Origin of the sequence: Aliihoeflea sp. 2WW, from assembly GCF_000497755.1 — a bacterium.
Taxonomy (GTDB): domain Bacteria; phylum Pseudomonadota; class Alphaproteobacteria; order Rhizobiales; family Rhizobiaceae; genus Aliihoeflea.
The window spans coordinates 12,403-30,968 of sequence record NZ_AYOD01000030.1; the positions used below are offsets into that span (position 1 = coordinate 12,403).

The 18,566-nt window shown below is 64.2% G+C and carries 16 protein-coding genes; 7 read left to right on the top strand and 9 right to left on the bottom strand.

Annotation, left to right across the window (positions count from 1 at the left end):
- Position 1: 1 nt before the first annotated feature.
- Both ALII_RS0113675 and ALII_RS0113680 read right to left on the bottom strand, forming a co-directional pair.
- On the bottom strand, positions 2-2,302 hold the full coding sequence (locus ALII_RS0113675) for an EAL domain-containing protein (protein WP_024587873.1): 2,301 nt from the start codon (positions 2,300-2,302) through the stop codon (positions 2-4).
- A gap of 80 nt (positions 2,303-2,382) precedes the next feature.
- Positions 2,383-5,853 carry an indolepyruvate ferredoxin oxidoreductase family protein gene (locus tag ALII_RS0113680; protein WP_024587874.1) on the bottom strand — a complete coding sequence of 1,157 codons (3,471 nt, stop codon included), beginning with the start codon at positions 5,851-5,853 and terminating at the stop codon, positions 2,383-2,385.
- Between the two features lie 420 nt (positions 5,854-6,273).
- Here ALII_RS0113680 and ALII_RS0113685 point away from each other — a divergent pair, with 420 nt between their 5' ends.
- From ALII_RS0113685 to ALII_RS0113695, 3 genes are read left to right on the top strand one after another with little or no spacing between them, the layout of a single operon-like run.
- Complete coding sequence (locus ALII_RS0113685) at positions 6,274-6,831, top strand: TRAP transporter small permease subunit (RefSeq protein WP_024587875.1); 558 nt, start codon at positions 6,274-6,276, stop codon at positions 6,829-6,831.
- Entirely contained in the window at positions 6,831-8,222 is a 1,392-nt protein-coding gene (locus tag ALII_RS0113690; protein WP_024587876.1) for a TRAP transporter large permease subunit, read from the top strand. The genes ALII_RS0113685 and ALII_RS0113690 overlap by 1 nt, the downstream gene beginning before the upstream one ends.
- A gap of 5 nt (positions 8,223-8,227) precedes the next feature.
- Complete coding sequence (locus tag ALII_RS0113695) at positions 8,228-8,878, top strand: exopolysaccharide biosynthesis protein (protein ID WP_029660530.1); 651 nt, start codon at positions 8,228-8,230, stop codon at positions 8,876-8,878.
- Positions 8,879-8,950: 72 nt separating this feature from the next.
- On the opposite strand, the gene ALII_RS0113700 is transcribed toward ALII_RS0113695, so the two are convergent.
- On the bottom strand, positions 8,951-10,048 hold the full coding sequence (locus ALII_RS0113700; RefSeq protein ID WP_024587878.1) for a TRAP transporter substrate-binding protein: 1,098 nt from the start codon (positions 10,046-10,048) through the stop codon (positions 8,951-8,953).
- A 287-nt stretch (positions 10,049-10,335) separates the two neighbouring features.
- Here ALII_RS0113700 and ALII_RS0113705 point away from each other — a divergent pair, with 287 nt between their 5' ends.
- On the top strand, positions 10,336-11,109 hold the full coding sequence (locus ALII_RS0113705) for a gamma-glutamyl-gamma-aminobutyrate hydrolase family protein (protein ID WP_024587879.1): 774 nt from the start codon (positions 10,336-10,338) through the stop codon (positions 11,107-11,109).
- A 6-nt stretch (positions 11,110-11,115) separates the two neighbouring features.
- Here the strand turns inward: ALII_RS0113705 and ALII_RS0113710 are convergent, their stop codons facing one another.
- Both ALII_RS0113710 and ALII_RS0113715 read right to left on the bottom strand, forming a co-directional pair.
- The gene (locus tag ALII_RS0113710; protein WP_024587880.1) at positions 11,116-11,496 is read right to left on the bottom strand and encodes a hypothetical protein; all 381 of its coding nucleotides are present in this window, start codon (positions 11,494-11,496) and stop codon (positions 11,116-11,118) included.
- A 90-nt stretch (positions 11,497-11,586) separates the two neighbouring features.
- On the bottom strand, positions 11,587-12,564 hold the full coding sequence (locus ALII_RS0113715; RefSeq protein WP_024587881.1) for a 2-hydroxyacid dehydrogenase: 978 nt from the start codon (positions 12,562-12,564) through the stop codon (positions 11,587-11,589).
- 178 nt (positions 12,565-12,742) lie between these two features.
- Here ALII_RS0113715 and ALII_RS0113720 point away from each other — a divergent pair, with 178 nt between their 5' ends.
- Positions 12,743-13,111 (top strand): hypothetical protein, encoded by a 369-nt coding sequence (locus tag ALII_RS0113720; RefSeq protein WP_024587882.1) that lies wholly within the window; start codon positions 12,743-12,745, stop codon positions 13,109-13,111.
- Between the two features lie 49 nt (positions 13,112-13,160).
- Here ALII_RS0113720 and ALII_RS0113725 read toward each other — a convergent pair whose 3' ends face one another.
- The 3 genes from ALII_RS0113725 to ALII_RS0113735 all read right to left on the bottom strand — a co-directional run bounded on the left by ALII_RS0113725 (position 13,161) and on the right by ALII_RS0113735 (position 15,770).
- Positions 13,161-14,192, bottom strand: coding sequence for a LacI family DNA-binding transcriptional regulator (locus ALII_RS0113725; RefSeq protein WP_024587883.1), 1,032 nt, complete (start codon positions 14,190-14,192; stop codon positions 13,161-13,163).
- Between the two features lie 65 nt (positions 14,193-14,257).
- Positions 14,258-15,211: a DMT family transporter gene (locus ALII_RS0113730; protein WP_024587884.1), complete on the bottom strand. Its 954-nt coding sequence runs from the start codon at positions 15,209-15,211 to the stop codon at positions 14,258-14,260.
- A gap of 79 nt (positions 15,212-15,290) precedes the next feature.
- Positions 15,291-15,770, bottom strand: a complete 480-nt coding sequence (locus tag ALII_RS0113735) for a MarR family transcriptional regulator (RefSeq protein WP_024587885.1) — start codon at positions 15,768-15,770, stop codon at positions 15,291-15,293.
- 99 nt (positions 15,771-15,869) lie between these two features.
- On the opposite strand from ALII_RS0113735, the gene ALII_RS0113740 reads away from it, so the two are divergent.
- Positions 15,870-16,625: a creatininase family protein gene (locus ALII_RS0113740; protein ID WP_024587886.1), complete on the top strand. Its 756-nt coding sequence runs from the start codon at positions 15,870-15,872 to the stop codon at positions 16,623-16,625.
- A gap of 6 nt (positions 16,626-16,631) precedes the next feature.
- Here ALII_RS0113740 and ALII_RS0113745 read toward each other — a convergent pair whose 3' ends face one another.
- Positions 16,632-17,327, bottom strand: coding sequence for an intradiol ring-cleavage dioxygenase (locus tag ALII_RS0113745; RefSeq protein WP_029660532.1), 696 nt, complete (start codon positions 17,325-17,327; stop codon positions 16,632-16,634).
- A gap of 168 nt (positions 17,328-17,495) precedes the next feature.
- Between ALII_RS0113745 and ALII_RS0113750 the strand changes: the two genes are divergently transcribed.
- On the top strand, positions 17,496-18,527 hold the full coding sequence (locus tag ALII_RS0113750) for a GTP-binding protein (protein WP_024587887.1): 1,032 nt from the start codon (positions 17,496-17,498) through the stop codon (positions 18,525-18,527).
- The last annotated feature ends 39 nt before the right edge of the window (positions 18,528-18,566 follow it).

An 18,566-nucleotide genomic window follows, 5' to 3' on the forward strand; every position in this document is an offset into this window, starting at 1 on the left:
CCTAGGACCGCCGAACGGCCTTCAGTTCCTTGGCGAAGGGCCAGGTCGTATGCGCCATGGTCTCGATTCCCGAGGCGGTCAGCGCCGCGCCGAACAGGAAGCCCTGCAAGAGGTCGGGCTTGATGTGCTCGGCGAGCGTCTTCAACTGCTCGAACGTCTCCACGCCCTCGATCGTCACGGTCAGGCCGAGCGGCCGCGACATGTTGACGATGCCGCGCAGAAGTTCGAGCGCGCGCTCGTTCTGCGTCACGTCGATGAGGAAGGAGCGGTCGATCTTGATCTTGTCGAGCGGCAGCGTGTGCAGATAGCTGAGCGAGGAATAGCCGGTGCCGAAATCGTCGAGCGCGATCCGGACACCGATCTTCTTCATTTCCTCGATGTAGCGGCGCGTCATCGCCTTGTCGTCGAGAAGCGCGGTCTCGGTCACTTCGATTTCGAGGCGGCGCGGGCACAGGCCGCTCTGGTCGAGCGCACGGCGGACGTGGTCGATGATGTCGGCTGAGCGGAAATCCTTGGCGGACAGATTGACCGACACGCCGATATGTTCGGGCCAGCGCGCGCATTGCAGCGTGGCGGCTTCGAGAACGAAATGGCTGATGTCGGAGACGATGCCCATTTCTTCGGCGAGCGGAATGAAGACGGCCGGCGAGATCGGCCCGAGTTCGGGGTGATCCCAGCGGCACAGCGCCTCGCAGGTCGAGATCTGCATCGTGTCCATCGCCACGATCGGCTGGTAGACGACGCGCAGACCCTTGGCCGCGATGGCCGAACGCAGATCCGCCTTCAAGAGCTGCTTGCGGCGGAAGGCCTGGTCCATCTCGTCTTCGAACAGGTGCCAGGACGCCTTGCCCAATTCCTTGGCCTTGTAGAGCGCAAGATCGGCCTTGACGACCATGCCGTCGACATCGGCGCCATGAACCGAGGACAGCACCGCACCGGCCGATGCCTGGATCAAAAGAGCATGGCCGGCGACGTCCACATCGCCCTTGAGCGCGGCGAAGATGCCGTCCATGCGCGCGGCGAAGGCGTGATGGTCGTGGATGTCGTCGAAATAGAGCGCGAATTCGTCGCCGCCGAACCGGCTGACGAAGATGTCGTCGCTCTCGAACTGCCGCAGCTTTTCCGCCACCGCATAGATGAGGCCGTCGCCGACGGGATGGCCGAGCGTATCGTTGACCGTCTTGAAATCGTCGAGGTCGAACACGGCAAGGCCGATGGTCCGGCGCCGGTCCCCGACCACGACCGCATCTGCCACCAGTTCGTTGAAATATTCGCGGTTCGGCAGGCCCGTCAGCCCGTCATAACGGGCCATGTAGCGGATTTTGTCTTCCGATTCGACGCGCTGCGTCACTTCCTCGAAGGTGATGACGCCAAGCTCGTCGCGACCCGATCGCGCGGCGAATTCGAGGTAGCGGCCATCGGTCAGCTTCAGGAGAAGCTTGCGGTCGCGTCCCTCGCGGATGGCCTTCATCAGTTCGACATCGGCGAAATTGGCATCCGACGTCGAAAGCAGCCCGCCGGCGGCAACGCGCAGCAGCAGCGCCTTCAGGGTCCGGTTCTGGAGTTGCGAGGCGTCCTCGAAGCCGAGCGCCGACGCCGCCTGGCTGTTGGCCACCACCGCCTTGCCCTCGGGGCTCAGCATGACGAGCCCGTGCGGCATCGTGTTGAGGGCGCGGTCGAAGCGCTGCGCCAGATATTTCGAGTTGCGCTCTTCCGAAATCGCCGCGAACAGCATCGTGCGCACGTTCTCGGCCATCTTGGCGATGATGAACATGAACGGGATGATGTAGAGGCCGAGCACGAAATAGTTGAGGTCGCCCTTGAGGATCAGCCCGAGCGCGATCGGCAGGACGCCGGTGACGGCGAGCACCGCAACCATGCGCTTCGAGCCGTAATTGCGCCCGACGATGGTGACCGACCCGCCCATGATCACCGCAACGGCGGCGAGTTCGCCGAACGCGTCCGGGATCAGGACGATCGAGGTGAAGCAGAACGCGCCTGCGCAAGCGCCCTGAATCGCGCCGCCGACGATATAGGACCGCTCCGCACGCCGTGCCGACGGCACGTCGATGATCGCGTTCGACCTCTGCACGCGGCGAATGGTCCAGTATCGGTAGAAGGCGGACAGGAAAAGCGCCACGGCGAGCCCGGCATAGACCAGGCTTTCGGTCGTGCGATAGACGAGAAGCGCGATCAGCCCCTGGCACAGGCCACCGATCAGCAGGATACCCGGATCGTTGAACAACGACCGGACAAAGCCGACATAGATATCCTGTGGAACTGAGTTTCTGGCGCTCTTCAACTCGGGGTCCTGGTTTTTGCCGATCTTAGCAGTGCCAGAACCCCCTTAAATATTCATTGATATGCAGCGGCGGATGATCTTCATTCCGCCGCTTCGAGCCGCCGCTCGGCCGGCGCCGCCTTCAGTCGCTCGACGAGGCGGGCGCGTTCGGCCTCCGCCTTGGCGGCATTGGCAGCCTTGACGTGACCGAAACCGCGGATCGTCTGAGGCAGCGAGGCGAGCGCCGTCGCCTCGACGATGCGTCCGGGCGCGAGAAGCGAGCGGATGAGTTCCAGATCGCGCTTATACGCCGCCAGCAATTCACGCTCGTGCCGCCGCTCCGCCGTGTAGCCGAAAACGTCGAGCGGCGTTCCGCGAAGGCGCTTGAACCGGGCCAGCACGCCGAACGCCTTCAGCATCCACGGCCCGAAGTTCGACTTGCGTGCCATGCCGTCGGAGCCCTTTCGGCCGAGGATCGGCGGGGCGAGGTGGAATTCGAGCCGCTCATAGTCCGAAAACTCGCGCGCGAGCTGGCGCTTGAAATTGCCGTCCGTGTAGAGCCGCGCGACCTCGTACTCGTCCTTGATCGCCATCAGCTTGAAGAGGCCGCGGGCGACCGCCTCGCTCAGTGCCGTCGATCCGGGAACGGCCGACTGCTCGGCCCCGCGGACCGATGCGACTTCGCGCCGGTAGCGGTCGGCATAGGCGGCGTTCTGATAGTCGGCCAAAAATTCGGCTCGTCGATCGACGATTTCCTCAAGCGTCTCGCTGATCTTCGTCGCCTTGGTCGCACCCGCTTCGACGAGTTCGGCAATTTCCTGCGGCCTAACCGCAGCGCGGCGACCCCAGCGGAACGCCTGGAGGTTCATCGCGACCGCCTGGCCGTTGAGCTCGATCGCCTTTTCGATCGCCGCAGCGCCGAGTGGCAATGCGCCATGCTGATAGGCAAAGCCGAGCATGAACATGTTGGCGGCGAGCGCATTGCCGAACAGCGTCTGCGCGGCGCGCGAGGCGTCGAAGAAATGCGCATTCTGCTCGCCGACCGCCTTGCCGATGGCGCGCTTGACGCGCTCGACCGGCAGGGAGAAATCGGCCGAACGGGTGAAGTCACCCGGCATGACCTCGGCCGTGTTGCCGACGAAGATCGTCTTGCCCTCGCGCACGGACGACAGGATCTTGGCACTGCCGGAAACGACGAGATCGCAGCCGAGCACCATGTCCGCCTTGCCCGCGGAAACGCGGATGGCGTGGATGTCCTCGGGCGTTTTCGCGATGCGCATGTGGCTGAAAACGGCGCCACCCTTCTGGGCAAGGCCCGCCATGTCGATGACGCCACAACCCTTGCCTTCCAGATGCGCCGCCATGCCGATGACCGCACCGATGGTGACGACCCCGGTGCCGCCGATGCCGTCGACGATGCCGGACCAGCCACCTTCCAGCGAGGCGAGACGAGGCTCGGTCACGCCCTCCAGCGGATCGCCTCCGCCGGCGCGCCCTTCGGCCTTCCTGATCTTCGCGCCGTGCACGGTGACGAAGGACGGGCAGAAGCCGTTGACGCAGGAAAAATCCTTGTTGCAGGACGACTGATCGATGCGCCGCTTGCGGCCGAATTCGGTTTCGAGCGGCTGCACGGAAACGCAATTCGACTTGACGCCGCAATCGCCGCAACCCTCGCAGACGAGCTCATTGATGATGATGCGCTTGTCGGGATCGGGGAACGTGCCGCGCTTGCGCCGGCGGCGTTTCTCGGCGGCGCAGGTCTGGTCGTAAAGCAGCACCGACACGCCCTTGATGTCGCGCAATTCGCGCTGGACGGCATCGAGGTCGTCGCGGTGATGGATCGTGGCGCCCGCCGGAAACTGGACGCGGCCGCCATATTTGTCCGGCTCGTCGGTGACGATGGCGATGCGCTCGACGCCCTCGCCGCGCACCTGGTTGGCGATCATGTCGACCGTCAGCCCGCCTTCATGCGGCTGGCCGCCTGTCATCGCGACGGCATCGTTGTAGAGAATCTTGTAGGTGATGTTGGCATCCGAGGCGAGCGCGAAGCGCAGCGCCAGCGAGCCGGAATGGTTGTAGGTGCCGTCGCCGAGATTCTGGAAGATGTGGTCGCGCTTCGAGAACGGCGCCTGGCCGACCCATTGCGCACCCTCGCCGCCCATGGCGGTGAAGCCGACGGTGCTGCGATCCATCCACAGAGACATGAAGTGGCAGCCGATGCCGCCACCGGCGATCGAGCCCTCCGGCACCTTGGTCGAGGAATTGTGCGGGCAGCCCGAACAGAAATAGGGCGTGCGGTTGGAAACGTTCTGCGTCTCGGCCATCATCGCCTGGAACTGGCGCATCTGCGCGACGCGCGCAGCGATCTCCTCCGAATGGCCGATGGTGCGCAGCACGCGCTCGCCGATGGCGATGGCGATGTCGTTGGGGTCGAGCGCGCCGCGTGCCGGGAAGAGCCAGTCGCCGCGCTCGTCCTTCTTGCCGACGATGGTCGGCTGCATGGCGGTGCCGTAGAGGTTCTCGCGCATCTGCACTTCGATCAGCGAGCGCTTTTCCTCGACCACGATGATGGATTCGAGCCCGTCGGCGAACTGGCTGATATGCTCGTAGTCGAGCGGCCACGGACAGGCGACCTTGAACAGCCGAATGCCGAGCTGGTTGGCGCGCGCCTCGTCGATGCCGATATCGTCGAGCGCCTGGCGCACGTCGAGATAGGACTTGCCGACGGTGATGATGCCGAGACGGGCGTTCGAGCCGCCCGAATAGACGATGCGGTTGAGCGGATTGGCCCTGATGAAGGCGGCGGCGGCGGTGCGCTTGTATTCGTGAAGCCGCGCCTCCTGCCCCATCTGGTCGATCTCGTGACGGATCGACAGCCCGCCCTGCGGCATCTCGATTTCCGGCAGGGTGATGTTCACCCGATCGAGCGAAACGTCGACCGAAGCCGTCGATTCGATGTTGTCCTTGACGCATTTCATCGCCGACCACACGCCGGCATAGCGCGACAGCGCGTAGCCGTAGAGGCCGTAATCGACGAGTTCCTGCACGCCGGCCGGGTTGAAGATCGGGCTCATCGTGTCGACGAAGAGGAACTCCGTCGCATGCGCGTTGGTGGAGGATTCGGCCGTGTGGTCGTCGCCCATCAGGGCGAGGACGCCCCCATTCGGCGAGGTGCCGGCGAGATTGGCGTGGCGGAAGACGTCGCCCGAGCGGTCGACGCCGGGCCCCTTGCCGTACCAGAGCGCGAAGACGCCGTCATGACTGCCTTCGCCCAGAAGCTCGGTCTGCTGCGTGCCCCAGCACGCGGTCGCGGCCAGTTCCTCATTGAGGCCGGCCTGGAAGACGATGTCGGATTGCTGCAGTTCGCGCTTGGCTTTCCAGAGCTGCTGGTCGAGCCCGCCGAGCGGCGACCCGCGATAGCCCGACACGAACCCGGCGGTGGAAAGGCCCGCGCGCCGATCGCGCTCGCGCTGCATCATCAGCATGCGCACGATGGCCTGTGCTCCTGAGATGAAGATGCGCTCCTTCGACAGGTCGTATTTGTCGTTCAGCGCGACATCGTGCAGCGTCATTGGCAGTTTCCTCCCGCTCGATTGACCCGAAAAGGTCATCCTGGCTGACCCAATTTCGAACCGCCGTCCGCCATCCGTCAAACCTTTTCGCTAGGGCAGCGAAAAGAGCAATACTCGTAAACGATTGCATCATGACACGGTAACATTATGTCGCGACACCCATCCGACCTGTTTGGTTGTGTCACGAGAGGGCTTTGTTTGCTCCAGCAAAGCTGATAGAGGACCCCGCGCGGCGCGGCGAAGGCCCGGTTTTCCGAGGCATGAGCAGGTTCGCAGACGATTTGGGGAACGGCGAGCCGGCGGAAAAATCCGTTCAGAGCGGCCGAGGGGAAGATCGGGGAGCTTGATGGTAGACGCCAACGTGCCAGGCGCACCAAGGCCGCACGCATGTGCCGCCGGCGCCATGGGGAGGAAATCTCGATGCGGATTCTAGCGGCAGTCGTCCGCGCGATCAGCGGCCTGAACTGGCTGGTCGGCAATGTCTTTTCATGGCTCGCACTGGGGATCGTGCTGGTCTGCTTCACCGTCGTCGTCCAGCGCTACGTCTTCTCGACCACGCAATTGTGGATGCAGGACCTCTATATCTGGCTGAACGGCGCCATGTTCACCGCCGTCGCCGGCTTCGCGCTCCTGCGCAACGACCATGTCCGCGTCGACATCTTCTATCGCCCGGCCTCCACCCGCACCAAGGCGATCATCGACATCATCGGCGTGTGCCTGTTCCTGCTGCCCTTCTGCTGGATCGTCTACGCCTACGGGATCACCTTCGTGCAGCGCTCCTGGCGCATCTACGAGGCGTCCGCCAATCCCGGCGGGATGAAGGGTCTCTTCATTCTCAAATCCTTCATCATCGTCTTCGCCGCGCTGATCGCGCTGCAGGGCATTGCAATGGTGTTCCGGTCCATCCTCGTGCTCGCGCGCAGCGAGCATCTGCTTCCGGTCTATCTGCGTTACGAATCCGACGGGAGCTCCCACTGATGGACCCGGTACTACTTGGCGAGATCCTCGCCGGCACGATGTTCTTCGGCATCATCGGCTTCCTCATGCTGGGCTTCCCGGTCGCGTTCACCCTGGCCGGCGTCTCGCTCATGTTCGGCGCGGTCGGCATGTGGTTCGGCGTGTTCGACCCGTCCAATTTCGGTTCGCTCGCCAACCGCTATATCGGCTTCATGACCAATGAAGTGCTGGTCGCGGTGCCGCTCTTCATCTTCATGGGCGTCATGCTGGAGCGCTCCAAGATCGCGGAACAGCTTCTCCTCACCATGGGCAAGCTCTTCGGCAACATGCGCGGCGGCCTCGGCATCTCGGTCGTGCTCGTCGGTGCGATGCTGGCCGCCTCGACCGGCGTCGTCGGCGCGACCGTCGTCACCATGGGCCTGATCTCGCTGCCGGCGATGCTGCGCGCCGGCTACGATCCGCGCCTGGCCTCGGGCGTCATCTGCGCCTCGGGCACGCTCGGCCAGATCATCCCACCCTCGACCGTGCTGATCTTCATGGGCGACATGCTGTCGGGCATCAACGCACAGGTGCAGATGGCCAAGGGCAACTTCGCGCCCTCCCCCGTCTCGGTCGGCGACCTCTTCGCCGGTGCGCTCCTGCCCGGCCTTTTGCTCGTCGGCCTTTATCTCGGCTGGATGATCTTCAAGGCGATCTTCGACCCGGAATCCTGCCCGGCGACGCCGGTGCCGGCGGAAGAAAAGAAGAACCTCGCCCGCGAGGTCGTGGTCGCACTGATCCCGCCGCTGGCGCTGATCATCGCCGTTCTCGGCTCGATCCTCGGCGGCATCGCCACGCCGACGGAAGCGGCTTCGGTCGGCGCCGTCGGTGCGATGATCCTCGCAGCACTGCGCTGGCGCCTGTCGCTGCGCGTCCTGCGCGAGGCCGTCATCGCCACCGCCACAATCACGTCGATGGTGTTCATCATCCTGTTCGGCGCGTCGGTGTTCTCGATCGTCTTCCGCCTGATGGGCGGCGACAATCTCGTCCATGAATTCCTGTCGAACCTGCCGGGTGGTGTCATCGGGCCGGTGATCGTCGTGATGGCGATCATGTTCCTGCTCGGCTTCATCCTCGACACGTTCGAGATCATCTTCATCGTGATCCCGATCACCGCGCCGATCCTGCTCAACCTCGGCGTCGATCCGGTGTGGCTGGGCGTCATGGTCGGCGTGAACCTGCAGACCTCGTTCCTGACGCCGCCCTTCGGTTTCGCGCTCTTCTACCTGCGCGGCGTGGCGCCGCGAACGGTGACGACGGGCATGATCTACAAGGGCGTCATCCCATTCGTCGGCCTGCAGATCCTGGCTCTGGCGCTGCTCTTCATCTTCCCCGGCATCGCCACGTGGCTGCCGCGGTTCCTCTATAGCTGAGGCGCATGGCCGAAGCTGAAAGCCTGAACTATCCGGAGCGGTCCGAAACCATTCGGGCCGCTCTCCTCCGCGCAATGGGCGGCCTGTCGGACGGACAGGTCACCTTGCGCGAACTCCTGCACGATATCGGCGACCACGGCCCGCTGATCCTGTGCGCGGTCCTGACGCTTCCTTTTCTCCTGCCAGTGTCGATACCGGGCGTCAGCACCGTTTTCGGCCTGGCGATCATCTTCCTGTCCGCAGGCATCGTCGCGAACCGCAAACCATGGCTGCCCGAGCGGATCATGGACCGACCGCTCAATGCGGAAAAGCTCAAGGGCGTCCTGAACCGGAGCCTGTCGATCGTCGACAGGGTGGAAAACGTGGTGCGCGAACGCGCGCTTGCCCTCACCGCCTCGAACTTTGCCAACCGCGTCAACGGGCTGACGATCCTGGCCAGCGCCGTGCTGTTGATGTTTCCGCTTGGCCTCGTGCCGTTTTCCAACACGCTCCCCGCCTTCGCGATCCTCTTCCTGTCCGTTGGCATGGCCCAGCGCGACGGCATCGTCGTGGTCGCCGGCTATGCGATGCTGACGGCGACGGTGATCTATTTCTCCGTCCTCGCCTACGGGGCGCTGGCCGCTGGGCGCGGCCTGACGACGTTCTTCAGCGCCTGATCGGCACACCGGATAAGGAAAAGGCCCGGGATCGCTCCCGGGCCTTTCTCGTGGTGCCGTGATCGGACGCGATCAGATCTGGAAGTACTTCTCGCGTGCCTGGATGTAGAGCGAGTCCGTGCCTTCCGTCTTCTGGCGCACGATGTTGAGCGCGGAGACGAAGCTCTCGGCGGTCTTCTTGGTCAGCGCATCGCCCGAATCGAGCAGGCCCTGCATGATCTCCTTGGCGGCATTGGCGCCGGCCTCGAGGATCTCGTCCGGGAACTGCTTGATCTGCACGCCGTGATCGTTGACGAGCGTCTGCAGCGCGCGCGGATCGTTGGCGGCGAAGTCGGCAGCGACATTATCGTATTCGGCCGCGCAGGCGCCCTTGACTATCGCCTGGAGGTCTTCCGGCAGTTCCTGGAACTTCGCCTTGTCGACGACGCACTCGGTCGCCAGGCCCGGCTCAATGAAGGACGGGAAATAGTAGTTCTTGGCGATCTGGTGGAAGCCGAGCGCGAGATCGTTGTAGGGACCCACGAATTCGGCCGCATCGAGCGTGCCCGACTGGAGCGCCTGGAAGATTTCGCCGGCCGCCATGTTGGTGACGGATGCGCCGAGCTTCTCCCAGACCTGGCCGCCGAGGCCGGGGGTGCGGAAGCGCAGGCCCTGGACGTCGGAAACGCCGGTCAGTTCGTTGCGGAACCAGCCGCCGGCCTGCGTGCCGGTGTCGCCCGACAGGAAGCCCTGGACGCCGAACTGGTCATAGATCTCGTCCCAGATTTCCTGGCCGCCGAGATGGCGGACCCACGCGGTCAGTTCGCGCGAGGTCATGCCGTAGGGAACGCCGGTGAAGAAGGACAGGCCGGTCGACTTGTTCTGCCAGTAATAGGCGGCACCGTGGCTCATCTCGGCCGAACCGTCGATGACGGCGTCGAGCGCCTGCAGCGGCGGCACGAGTTCGCCGGCGGCATAGAGCTGGATCGTCAGGCGGCCGCCCGACATCGCGGTGATACGGTCGGCAAGACGCTGCGCGCCGACGCCGAGACCGGGAAAGTTCTTCGGCCAGGTCGTGACCATGCGCCAGGTCTGGTTGCCCTGGGCGATGGCGGGCGCGGCAAGCGTGGACGCGGCGACAGCGCCGACGCCGGCAAAGCCTGCCTTGGTGATAAAGGAACGACGATCCATAAGAAAACCTCCCATATACGGATCTCAAAATATCGGTATTCGGGATTCCGACGAGGCGTCATTGCGCGTCCTCCCCCCGAGGCCGGGGCGTATAAATACACGCGTCTCCCCCCAAGTCCAGCGCGGAACCGCTGCTTGTGCGGACTTACCTAACGCCCCGGCAAAACGGTGCAAGACTGCCTCTTCGGCAGGCAGATTCCGTCGTGAGACATTCGCGCGCCAGCTTGGTCCCGGAACGATTTCGCGCTAAACCGGAACCAACCAGTTTTCACGGACGCTTCCGACCCATGACCCAACCGCTCGTCGCCGTTTCGACCGACATCCGCCAGTTCGAGAACTACACCTGGCACGCCGCGCCGCATCAATATCTCGAGGCGGCGATGTCGCAGGCCGGCGTCCTGCCGCTTCTCGTGCCGGCCTTCGGCGAGCGCATCGACTATGACGCGCTTCTTTCGCGGGTCGATGGCGTGATGCTCACCGGCTCGAAGTCCAACGTCCACCCCTCCCTCTATGGCGGCGACGCTTCGGAGGCGAACGGCCCTTACGACGAGGCGCGTGACGCGACGACGATGCCGCTGATCCGCAAGGCGATCGAGCGCGGCGTGCCGCTCCTGGCCATCTGTCGCGGCATCCAGGAACTCAACGTCGCTCTCGGCGGCTCGCTGGCGACCGAAATCCAGGATGGCGAAGGCATGTGGGACCACCGCGCGCCGCAAAGCGACAGCCAGGACGAGCGCTTCGCCATCCGCCAGTCGGTGCGGATCACGGAAGGCTCGTGCCTGGCCGGCATCTTCGGCCCGCGCGAAATCGAGGTGAATTCCGTGCACCGGCAGGCGATCGGAGCCATCGCGCCGAAACTGCAGGTCGAGGCGGTGGCGGATGATGGCACGATCGAGGCCGTGTCGGTCATCGGCGCGAAAGACTTCGCGGTTGGCGTCCAGTGGCACCCGGAATACTGGGCCGCGAAGGACCGCGCCTCGGCGCAGATCTTCGAGGCGTTCGGCGACGCCGTCAGGGCACACGAAGCGCGCCGCGCGGGCCTCGCCCACGCGGCGGAGTAGCGCGCGTCAGTCCACCGCGACGAGACGGATGAGAGGCGACTGCGGCTCGTAGGAGATATGCGTGTCGCCTTCGGCGGCTGCGAACCGGACCACGGCCGATCCGTCCTGGCGAAGAAGGTCGATCGTTCCATCGTCGTTCTGCTCGATCATCGCCGCCTGCGAGGCGGGGCTCGACGAACCGGTGCAGTTCGGGTCAAGATCGAGCCGGGCGATCTTCTCGCGCACGGCGCCCTGACTGATCCGGCATTCCATACCGCCGGAGATCAGGATGAAGTCGTTGGGCTTGCCCGATTCCGCGCGCGCTGCGCCCGAATTCTCGTTCATCCCGTGCGAGAATGTCGCGATCAGGGCGGTCGTCGCAATGAGAGCGGCGATCATCGTCTTCATGTGGTCACTCCGTATCGCCTCCCCGCCCGAGGTTGGACCGTCATGCTTAATGAAGCGTTAATTCTGACCTTTGTCCGGAACAAGGCCGATCTAGCCTCTTTTCCCTAGGTCAGCAGTTTCCGGCACCGGCGTCAACGCCGCCCCGGTTGAAAACCAGGCGATCAGATTGTCGACGACGAGGTCCGCCATCGCCTGCCGCGTATGGATCGTCGCCGATCCAACATGCGGAAGCAGGCTCGCATTCGGCGCGGAGACGAGGTTCTCGGGAACGTTCGGTTCATCGTAGAAGACATCGAGACCGGCAGCCTGAATGGTGCCGTCGTGCAGAGCGGCGGCCAGATCGGCCTCATCGACCGTCGTGCCACGACCGATATTGACGAAGACGCCCGTCGGCCCGAGCGCGGACAGGATCTCGGCATTGACCGCCTTTTCCGTCTGCGGCGTCGAGGGCGCGACCGAGATCAGCGTGTCGACATTCGCCGCCAGTTCGACGAGGCTTCCGAAATAGCGGTAGGGCACGCCGTCCACGGGGCGGCGGTTGTGATAGGCGACCGACAGGCCGAACGCCTCGATGCGCCGCGCGATGGCAAGGCCGATCCGACCCATGCCGAAAATCCCGACGCGCCTGCCGCGCAGGGTGCCGTTGGTCAGCCGGTACGGGCCTTCCGCGACCCACCGTCCCTCGCGCAGCCACTGCTCGGCCTTCGGGAGTTCGCGCACGGCGTTGATCAGGAGGCCGATGGCCGTATCGGCCACTTCTTCTGTCAATACGTCCGGCGTGTTGGTGACGACGACATTGCGCGTGGCCGCATGCTTTGCGTCGACATGGTCGTAGCCGACACCGAAACTCGACACGATCTCGAGGTGCGGTAGCGAATCGATCAGCGAGGCATCGATGCGCGTCATCGCCGCGATGCCCTTGATCTGGGCTGCATGCTGGGAAGAAACCGCGTCGCCGGCCGGCCTTTCGGCGCGCACGATCTGGAATCGCTCCTCCAGCCGCGCCACGGCATGCGGGTGCAGCCGCCCGGGTATCAGGATTGCGATCGATTTCAGGTCTGTCGTCATGCGGGCTCCTCCGTTTCGCCCGCAGACTACGCACCCCGGCGCGTTTCCTCAATGAACGTGTTCACGAAAATTTTTCTCCGGCCGGCTGTGGCGGAGGAACTTTAAATTCGACCCCCCGTTTACTTGGCATCGAACAAACAGTTTCGACTGTCAAAAGATAATAGAGAGGAAAGCCCCAATGAAGCTCAAGATGATTCTCGCCAGTGCTGCAGTTGTCGCCATGGCCGGCGGTGCGTTTGCCCAGGATGCCGGGAACACCGATCAGGACGCGGCAGGCCGCGCCAGCACCGACAACCAGAACGAGATGACCTACGCGTCGGATGCCGAAGAGACCATGTGGACGACCAACAGCGAATACATGGGCGGCTTCTTCACCGACGACACGATGGCCGAGCTGCGTTCGGAAGAAGAGATCACGACCGCTTATGGCGGCCTGACCGCCGATCAGCAGGCCCAGCTCAAGGCTGACTGCGAAGCAGCCGAACTGAACCGTGGCGATTACGGTGAAGTGTCGTTGACCCTCTGCTCGCAGCTCGGCGCGCTCTAAGCAGCCGACATGCAATGAATGATCATGGCGGGCCTCGTGCCCGCCATTTTCATTTGCCCGCCTTTTTTTCCTGGGGAGCTGACGTCGACTGGCGGATATGAAGTTCGGGCGTGATCAGATCCTGGTCCCCGTGCACCTCGATACCGGCAAGCCGGTCGATCAGGGCTTTTGCCGCCTGCCGCCCGACCTCGCGCTGGCCGTTCCAGACGGTGGTGAGCGCAGGCGTGGCGATCGCGGCCTCCTCCAGATCGTCATACCCAGTTACCGAGATGTCGATGCCCGGGCGAAGACCCGCGCGCGAAAGACCGTTCATCAGGCCGATGGCGACGAGATCGTTCCAGCAAACCGCTGCGGTCGGCTTGTCCGGCAGGTTGAGAAACTGGCCCGCCGCATCAAACCCGCCTTGCTTCGTGCGCGGTCCGGCAATGCGCCATTCAGGCCGCGGATCGAGCCCGGCTCGCTCCATCGCCAGCACATAACCGCGATAACGCTCGCGGCCGGTCGACGTCTGGTCCGTACCGCCGATCATGGCGATGCGGCGGTGGCCGAGCCCGATCAGGTGATCAGTGGCGAGGCCCACGCCATAGGCGTCGTCGCCGCGAAAGACCGGAACGTCCGCGCCCTCCACCGACCGCGCGATGAGGACCGCCGGCAGGCCGTTATCCTCGGCCAGCGCGATGTCGGCGGCGGGCGTGCCGATCGCCGGCGACATGATGACGCCATCGGCGCCGAGCTGCAGCAGCGTATCGATGAAATTGCGCTGCTTTTCGAGGTCGTCATAGTGGTTGGAGAGGATGAAGGTCTGCCTTGAGCGGTCGAGTTCATGCTCGATCGACTTGAGGATTTCCGCAAAGAACGGGTTCATGATGTCGTGGACGACGACGCCCACGATGCCCGAGCGCGAGGTGCGCAGCGAGGCCGCACGTCGATTGTAGATGTAGCCGATCTCGCGCGCATGATGCTTGATGCGCTCGCGCGTCGTATCGGCGACGAGCGGGCTGTCGCGCAACGCGAGCGATACCGTCGCGGTCGAGACCCCGAGCGCATCGGCTATGGTCGATAGCTTGATCTTCTGGCCCAGAATTCCCCTCCCGGAAGCGGCACAGGATTAAACCGTTTAAACCTATGCCATCGCCAACCGGGGATTCAAAGCTTTTTTGCCAGGTCGCGCGCTTCCGAATTCGGCAGGGAGCGGCTTTGCAGGCGCAGGCGGCTTTCGCGATGAACGATATAGAGCCCGCTCGAGACGATGATCGCCGAACCGACCAGCGTCCAGCGGTCGGGCAGATCCGCGAAGACGAGATAGCCGAGCGCGATCATCCAAACCATCTGGAGATAGGGATAGGGCGCCAGCGCGGAGGTCGTCGCCTGCTTGTAGGCATGGATCAGGAGCCAGTGCCCGAACGCGCCGTAAAAGCCGAGCGACAGGAGAACCGCCCATTGCAGGCCGGTCTCGGGCAGCGAGCCGGAAAACGGCACAGTCGGCGCCATCAGGATCACAGGCGCCAGCGCGGAGTAGAAGATCAGGCTTTCGGCAGTTTCCTTCGCGCCCATCTGGCGCGTCATGATGACATAGATGCAGTAGGAGAGCATCGCGCCGAGCGCATAGACATGGCCGAGCCCGAACGTGCCGTAGCCGGGCCGCGTGATCACCAGCACCCCGACGAAACCGATCAGCACCGCCAGCCATCGCCGCCACCCGGCCCATTCGCCGAGCAGCGGCCCGGCAAGCGCGGTGATGACCATTGGGGCGAAGAAGAAGATCGACACCGTCTCGGCGAGTTGCAGCGTGCGCAGCGCCAGGAAGTTGAAGAAGGTCGAGCCGAAAAGGAAGATGCCGCGCACGAACTGTCGCGGCAGGCTGACCACCTTGAACATCGCCCGATTGGACCATGCCCGGAACAGGATGAGCACCAGAACGACGTGGACGGCAAAGCGCATCCAGGCGACGAAGGGCGCCTCCATGCCCGAGACGACGAGATATTTTGCACTGGTGTCGAGGCAGGTGAAAATGATGCCTGCCGCAAGAACGAGCAGGATCGCCCTGAGCGGTGTGGCGGTGTCGGCGGACGAGGAGGGTTGAGGCACGCTATTCGGCATTCGGCTGGTTGCTTCCATTGGTTTGGAAGCTTCGCGCGGCAAGCGCAAGCAAAAAGCTGAACATGATCAGAATTGGCGGTCAGGCGGCCGTTTCGACGATCTCGTCCTCGGGCTCGTCCTCCTCCTCGACGATCTCGGACAGGTTGGATTCGATGCGCGACAAAAGCTTGGAAAGAAGCTTCTGGTCCTTCTTGTCGAGCCCCTTCAGCGCCTGCTTCTCAGTCTTTTTCAGCGTCTTCTCGATCGAGCGGATCGCCTCGCGGCCGGGTTCGGCGAGATGAACATGCGCCTGCCGGGCATCTGTCTCGGAGGCCTGCTTGGTCAGGAAGCCCTGCACCTGAAGACGGTTGATCGTCTTGGTGATCGTCGGCGGTCGAACGCCGAGACGCTGCGCGAGCTGCCCCGGCGTCTGCCCGTCCTCGTCGGCGAGCGCCATGATGATCTGTTCCTGGCCGGCATAAAGACCGTGCGCCAGAAGCCGCGCCGCAAGCGCGGTGCGTGTGAGGCGCGCGGCCGATTGAAGCCGCATCACCGTTGCCCGCTTGTCGCCCTTCGCCATGAAACCCTCTCCTCGGCCGATCGCTTGCGTCCCGGCGCGCGCCTGATAGCCTGCCGGCGTTTCCGCAAGCCCCTCTTACGAAAGCCACATATCAGAAAGATGACAGCCAGCGAAGCAACTGCCCCCGGCGACATCGCCGTCCTGCCGCTCGGCGCCACCGAACAGCACGGACCGCATCTGCCGTTCGAGACCGACACGCTGATCGCCGAGGCGGTCGCAAGCCGGCTCAAGACGCATCTGGCCGGCGAATTATCGGTGACGTTCCTGCCGGCCGAGCCGGTCGGCTATTCGGTCGAGCATATGGACGTTGCCGGCACGAAGAGCCTGACGTTCCAGGAAGCGATCGACCGCTGGATCGGCATCGGCGCCAAGCTGGCGCAGCTCGGCACGAAGAAATTCGTCATGCTCAACGCCCATGGCGGCAATTCGCCCCTGATGACGATCGTCGCCACCGAACTGCGCGTGCGCCATTCCATGCTGGCGGTGGCGACGAGCTGGACGCGGTTCGGCTACCCCCCCGACATCGTCAGCCCGGCGGAAAAATCGATCGGCATCCATGGCGGGCTGATCGAGACGAGCGTGATGCTGGCGATCCGGCCGGACCTCGTCGACATGGGCAAGGCGCGCGACTTTTCGTCGGCGCAATCTCGCTTCGAACGGGACTTCACCCATCTGCGCGCCTACGGCCCGCACGCCTTCGGCTGGAAGATGTCCGACCTGTCACTGGCCGGCGTCACCGGCAATGCGGCGGCGGCCACGGCCGACAAGGGCGAGCGCATTCTCGACCACGCGGTCGCCGGCCTTGCCGACCTGATGCGGGACGTCGCGAAATTCGATCTCTCGACTCTCTCCTGAACGAAATCAGCCGATGGCCACGACCAATGCCGATTGCAGCCGCTCGCCGGCCCGCGCCATGTCGGCCAGGGCCGTCCGGCCAGCCCGTCTTGCGATCCCGTCACGATCGTTGAAGACGGCGTCGGCGACGGGCCGATCACTATAGGGCAACACGCTCGAATAGATGTCGCGGCTGAGCGAATCGGGAAAGAACATCTGCCCTGTCGCACGAACCCTGTCTTCGATGATGGCGGAGAAATGGATGTGCGGCGAACGGCCGGGATACCAGCCGGGATAGATCGTGGAGAAGGACACGATGCCATCCTCACCGGCAAATTGCGTGCCGCGCATGAAGGTCTGCCCGCGTGTGTCGAGCCCGCCCGGCTGTCCAGGATAGCCCGAATAGACGCCTTGCGCATCGCAATGCCAGATATCGAGCCGGGCACCGGGAAGCGGCCGGCAATCGGCGCTGACGATCTGGAAACGGGCCGTGAGCGGCACGCCGGCGCGCCCCTCGGAAATGTCCGACCGTCGAAGCTGCGGGTCGAAATAGAACGGCCCGGCCGTCGTCTCCGGCATCAGCCGGCACATGCCTGCGCCGGAAATCAGCGCCTGCGCCGCGGCCGGCCGAACCGACGCGGCGACGAACGCGCCGCTGGCCGTGACCGCGATCATGCCGAGCGCCTCGCGCCGGGTCGCGCCTTGCGCGAATCGATGTGCCATGGCTTCTGCGCCTCCTTAGGAGCGTCTTCCTGGCGAAACGCTAGCACCGTCCATCGGCAGCGGGCGAATGAACAGTTTGTCAGTCGATCCATCCCACGTGCAAAACGCAGCCAGCCGTCCTATATGGGGCCGACCTCATCCCATCCTCCCTCGAAGGAGACGCCGTCCATGTCCGACGCGCAGGCCCAAATCCCCGTCACCGTCCTCACCGGCTATCTCGGCTCCGGCAAGACGACACTTCTGAACCGCATCCTCTCCGAGGATCACGGCAAGCGCTACGCCGTCATCGTCAACGAGTTCGGCGAGATCGGCATCGACAACGATCTGATCGTGGAATCCGACGAGGAAATCTACGAGATGAACAATGGCTGCATCTGCTGCACGGTGCGCGGCGACCTGATCCGCACCGTCGAGACGCTGATGCGCCGTCCCGGCCGCTTCGACGCGATCCTGGTCGAGACCACCGGCCTCGCCGACCCCGCTCCCGTCGCCCAGACCTTCTTCATGGACGACGACGTGCGCGCCAAGACGAAGCTCGACGCCGTCGTAGCACTGGTCGACGCCAAGCACCTGCCGCTGCGCCTGAAAGATTCGCGCGAAGCCGCTGACCAGATCGCCTTCGCCGACGTCGTCGTCCTCAACAAGACCGACCTCGTTTCCGAGGACGAGCTGCGCCAGGTCGAAGCCTCGATCCGGCGTATCAACCCCTCGGCGCGCATCCACCGCACCGAGCGCTCCGCCGTGAACCTCGCCGACGTCCTCGACCGCGGCGCGTTCGATCTGAAGCGCGCGCTCGACAACGATCCGCACTTCCTCGACAACGACCATGATCACGAGCACAGCCACGATCATGACGACCACGACCACCACCATGCGCACGAGCATGCGCATTCCCACATCGAGGAGTCCGGCGTGAAGTCGATCTCGCTGCGCGGTGGTGACATGGACCCGAAGAAGTTCTTCCCCTGGCTGGAAAAGACCACCCAGATGGACGGCCCCAGCATCCTGCGCCTGAAGGGCATCATCGCCATCAAGGACGACCCGGAACGCTATGTCGTCCAGGGCGTCCACATGATCATCGAAGGCGACCACCAGCGCGCCTGGAAGGACGGCGAGAAGCGCGAGAGCCGGCTGGTGTTCATCGGTCGGGAGCTGGACGAGGAGCGTCTGCGGCGCACGTTTGAAGCGTGTCAGGCATAGGACTGATTTGATGGCTGCTCCCTACGTTGCCCCCCTCTG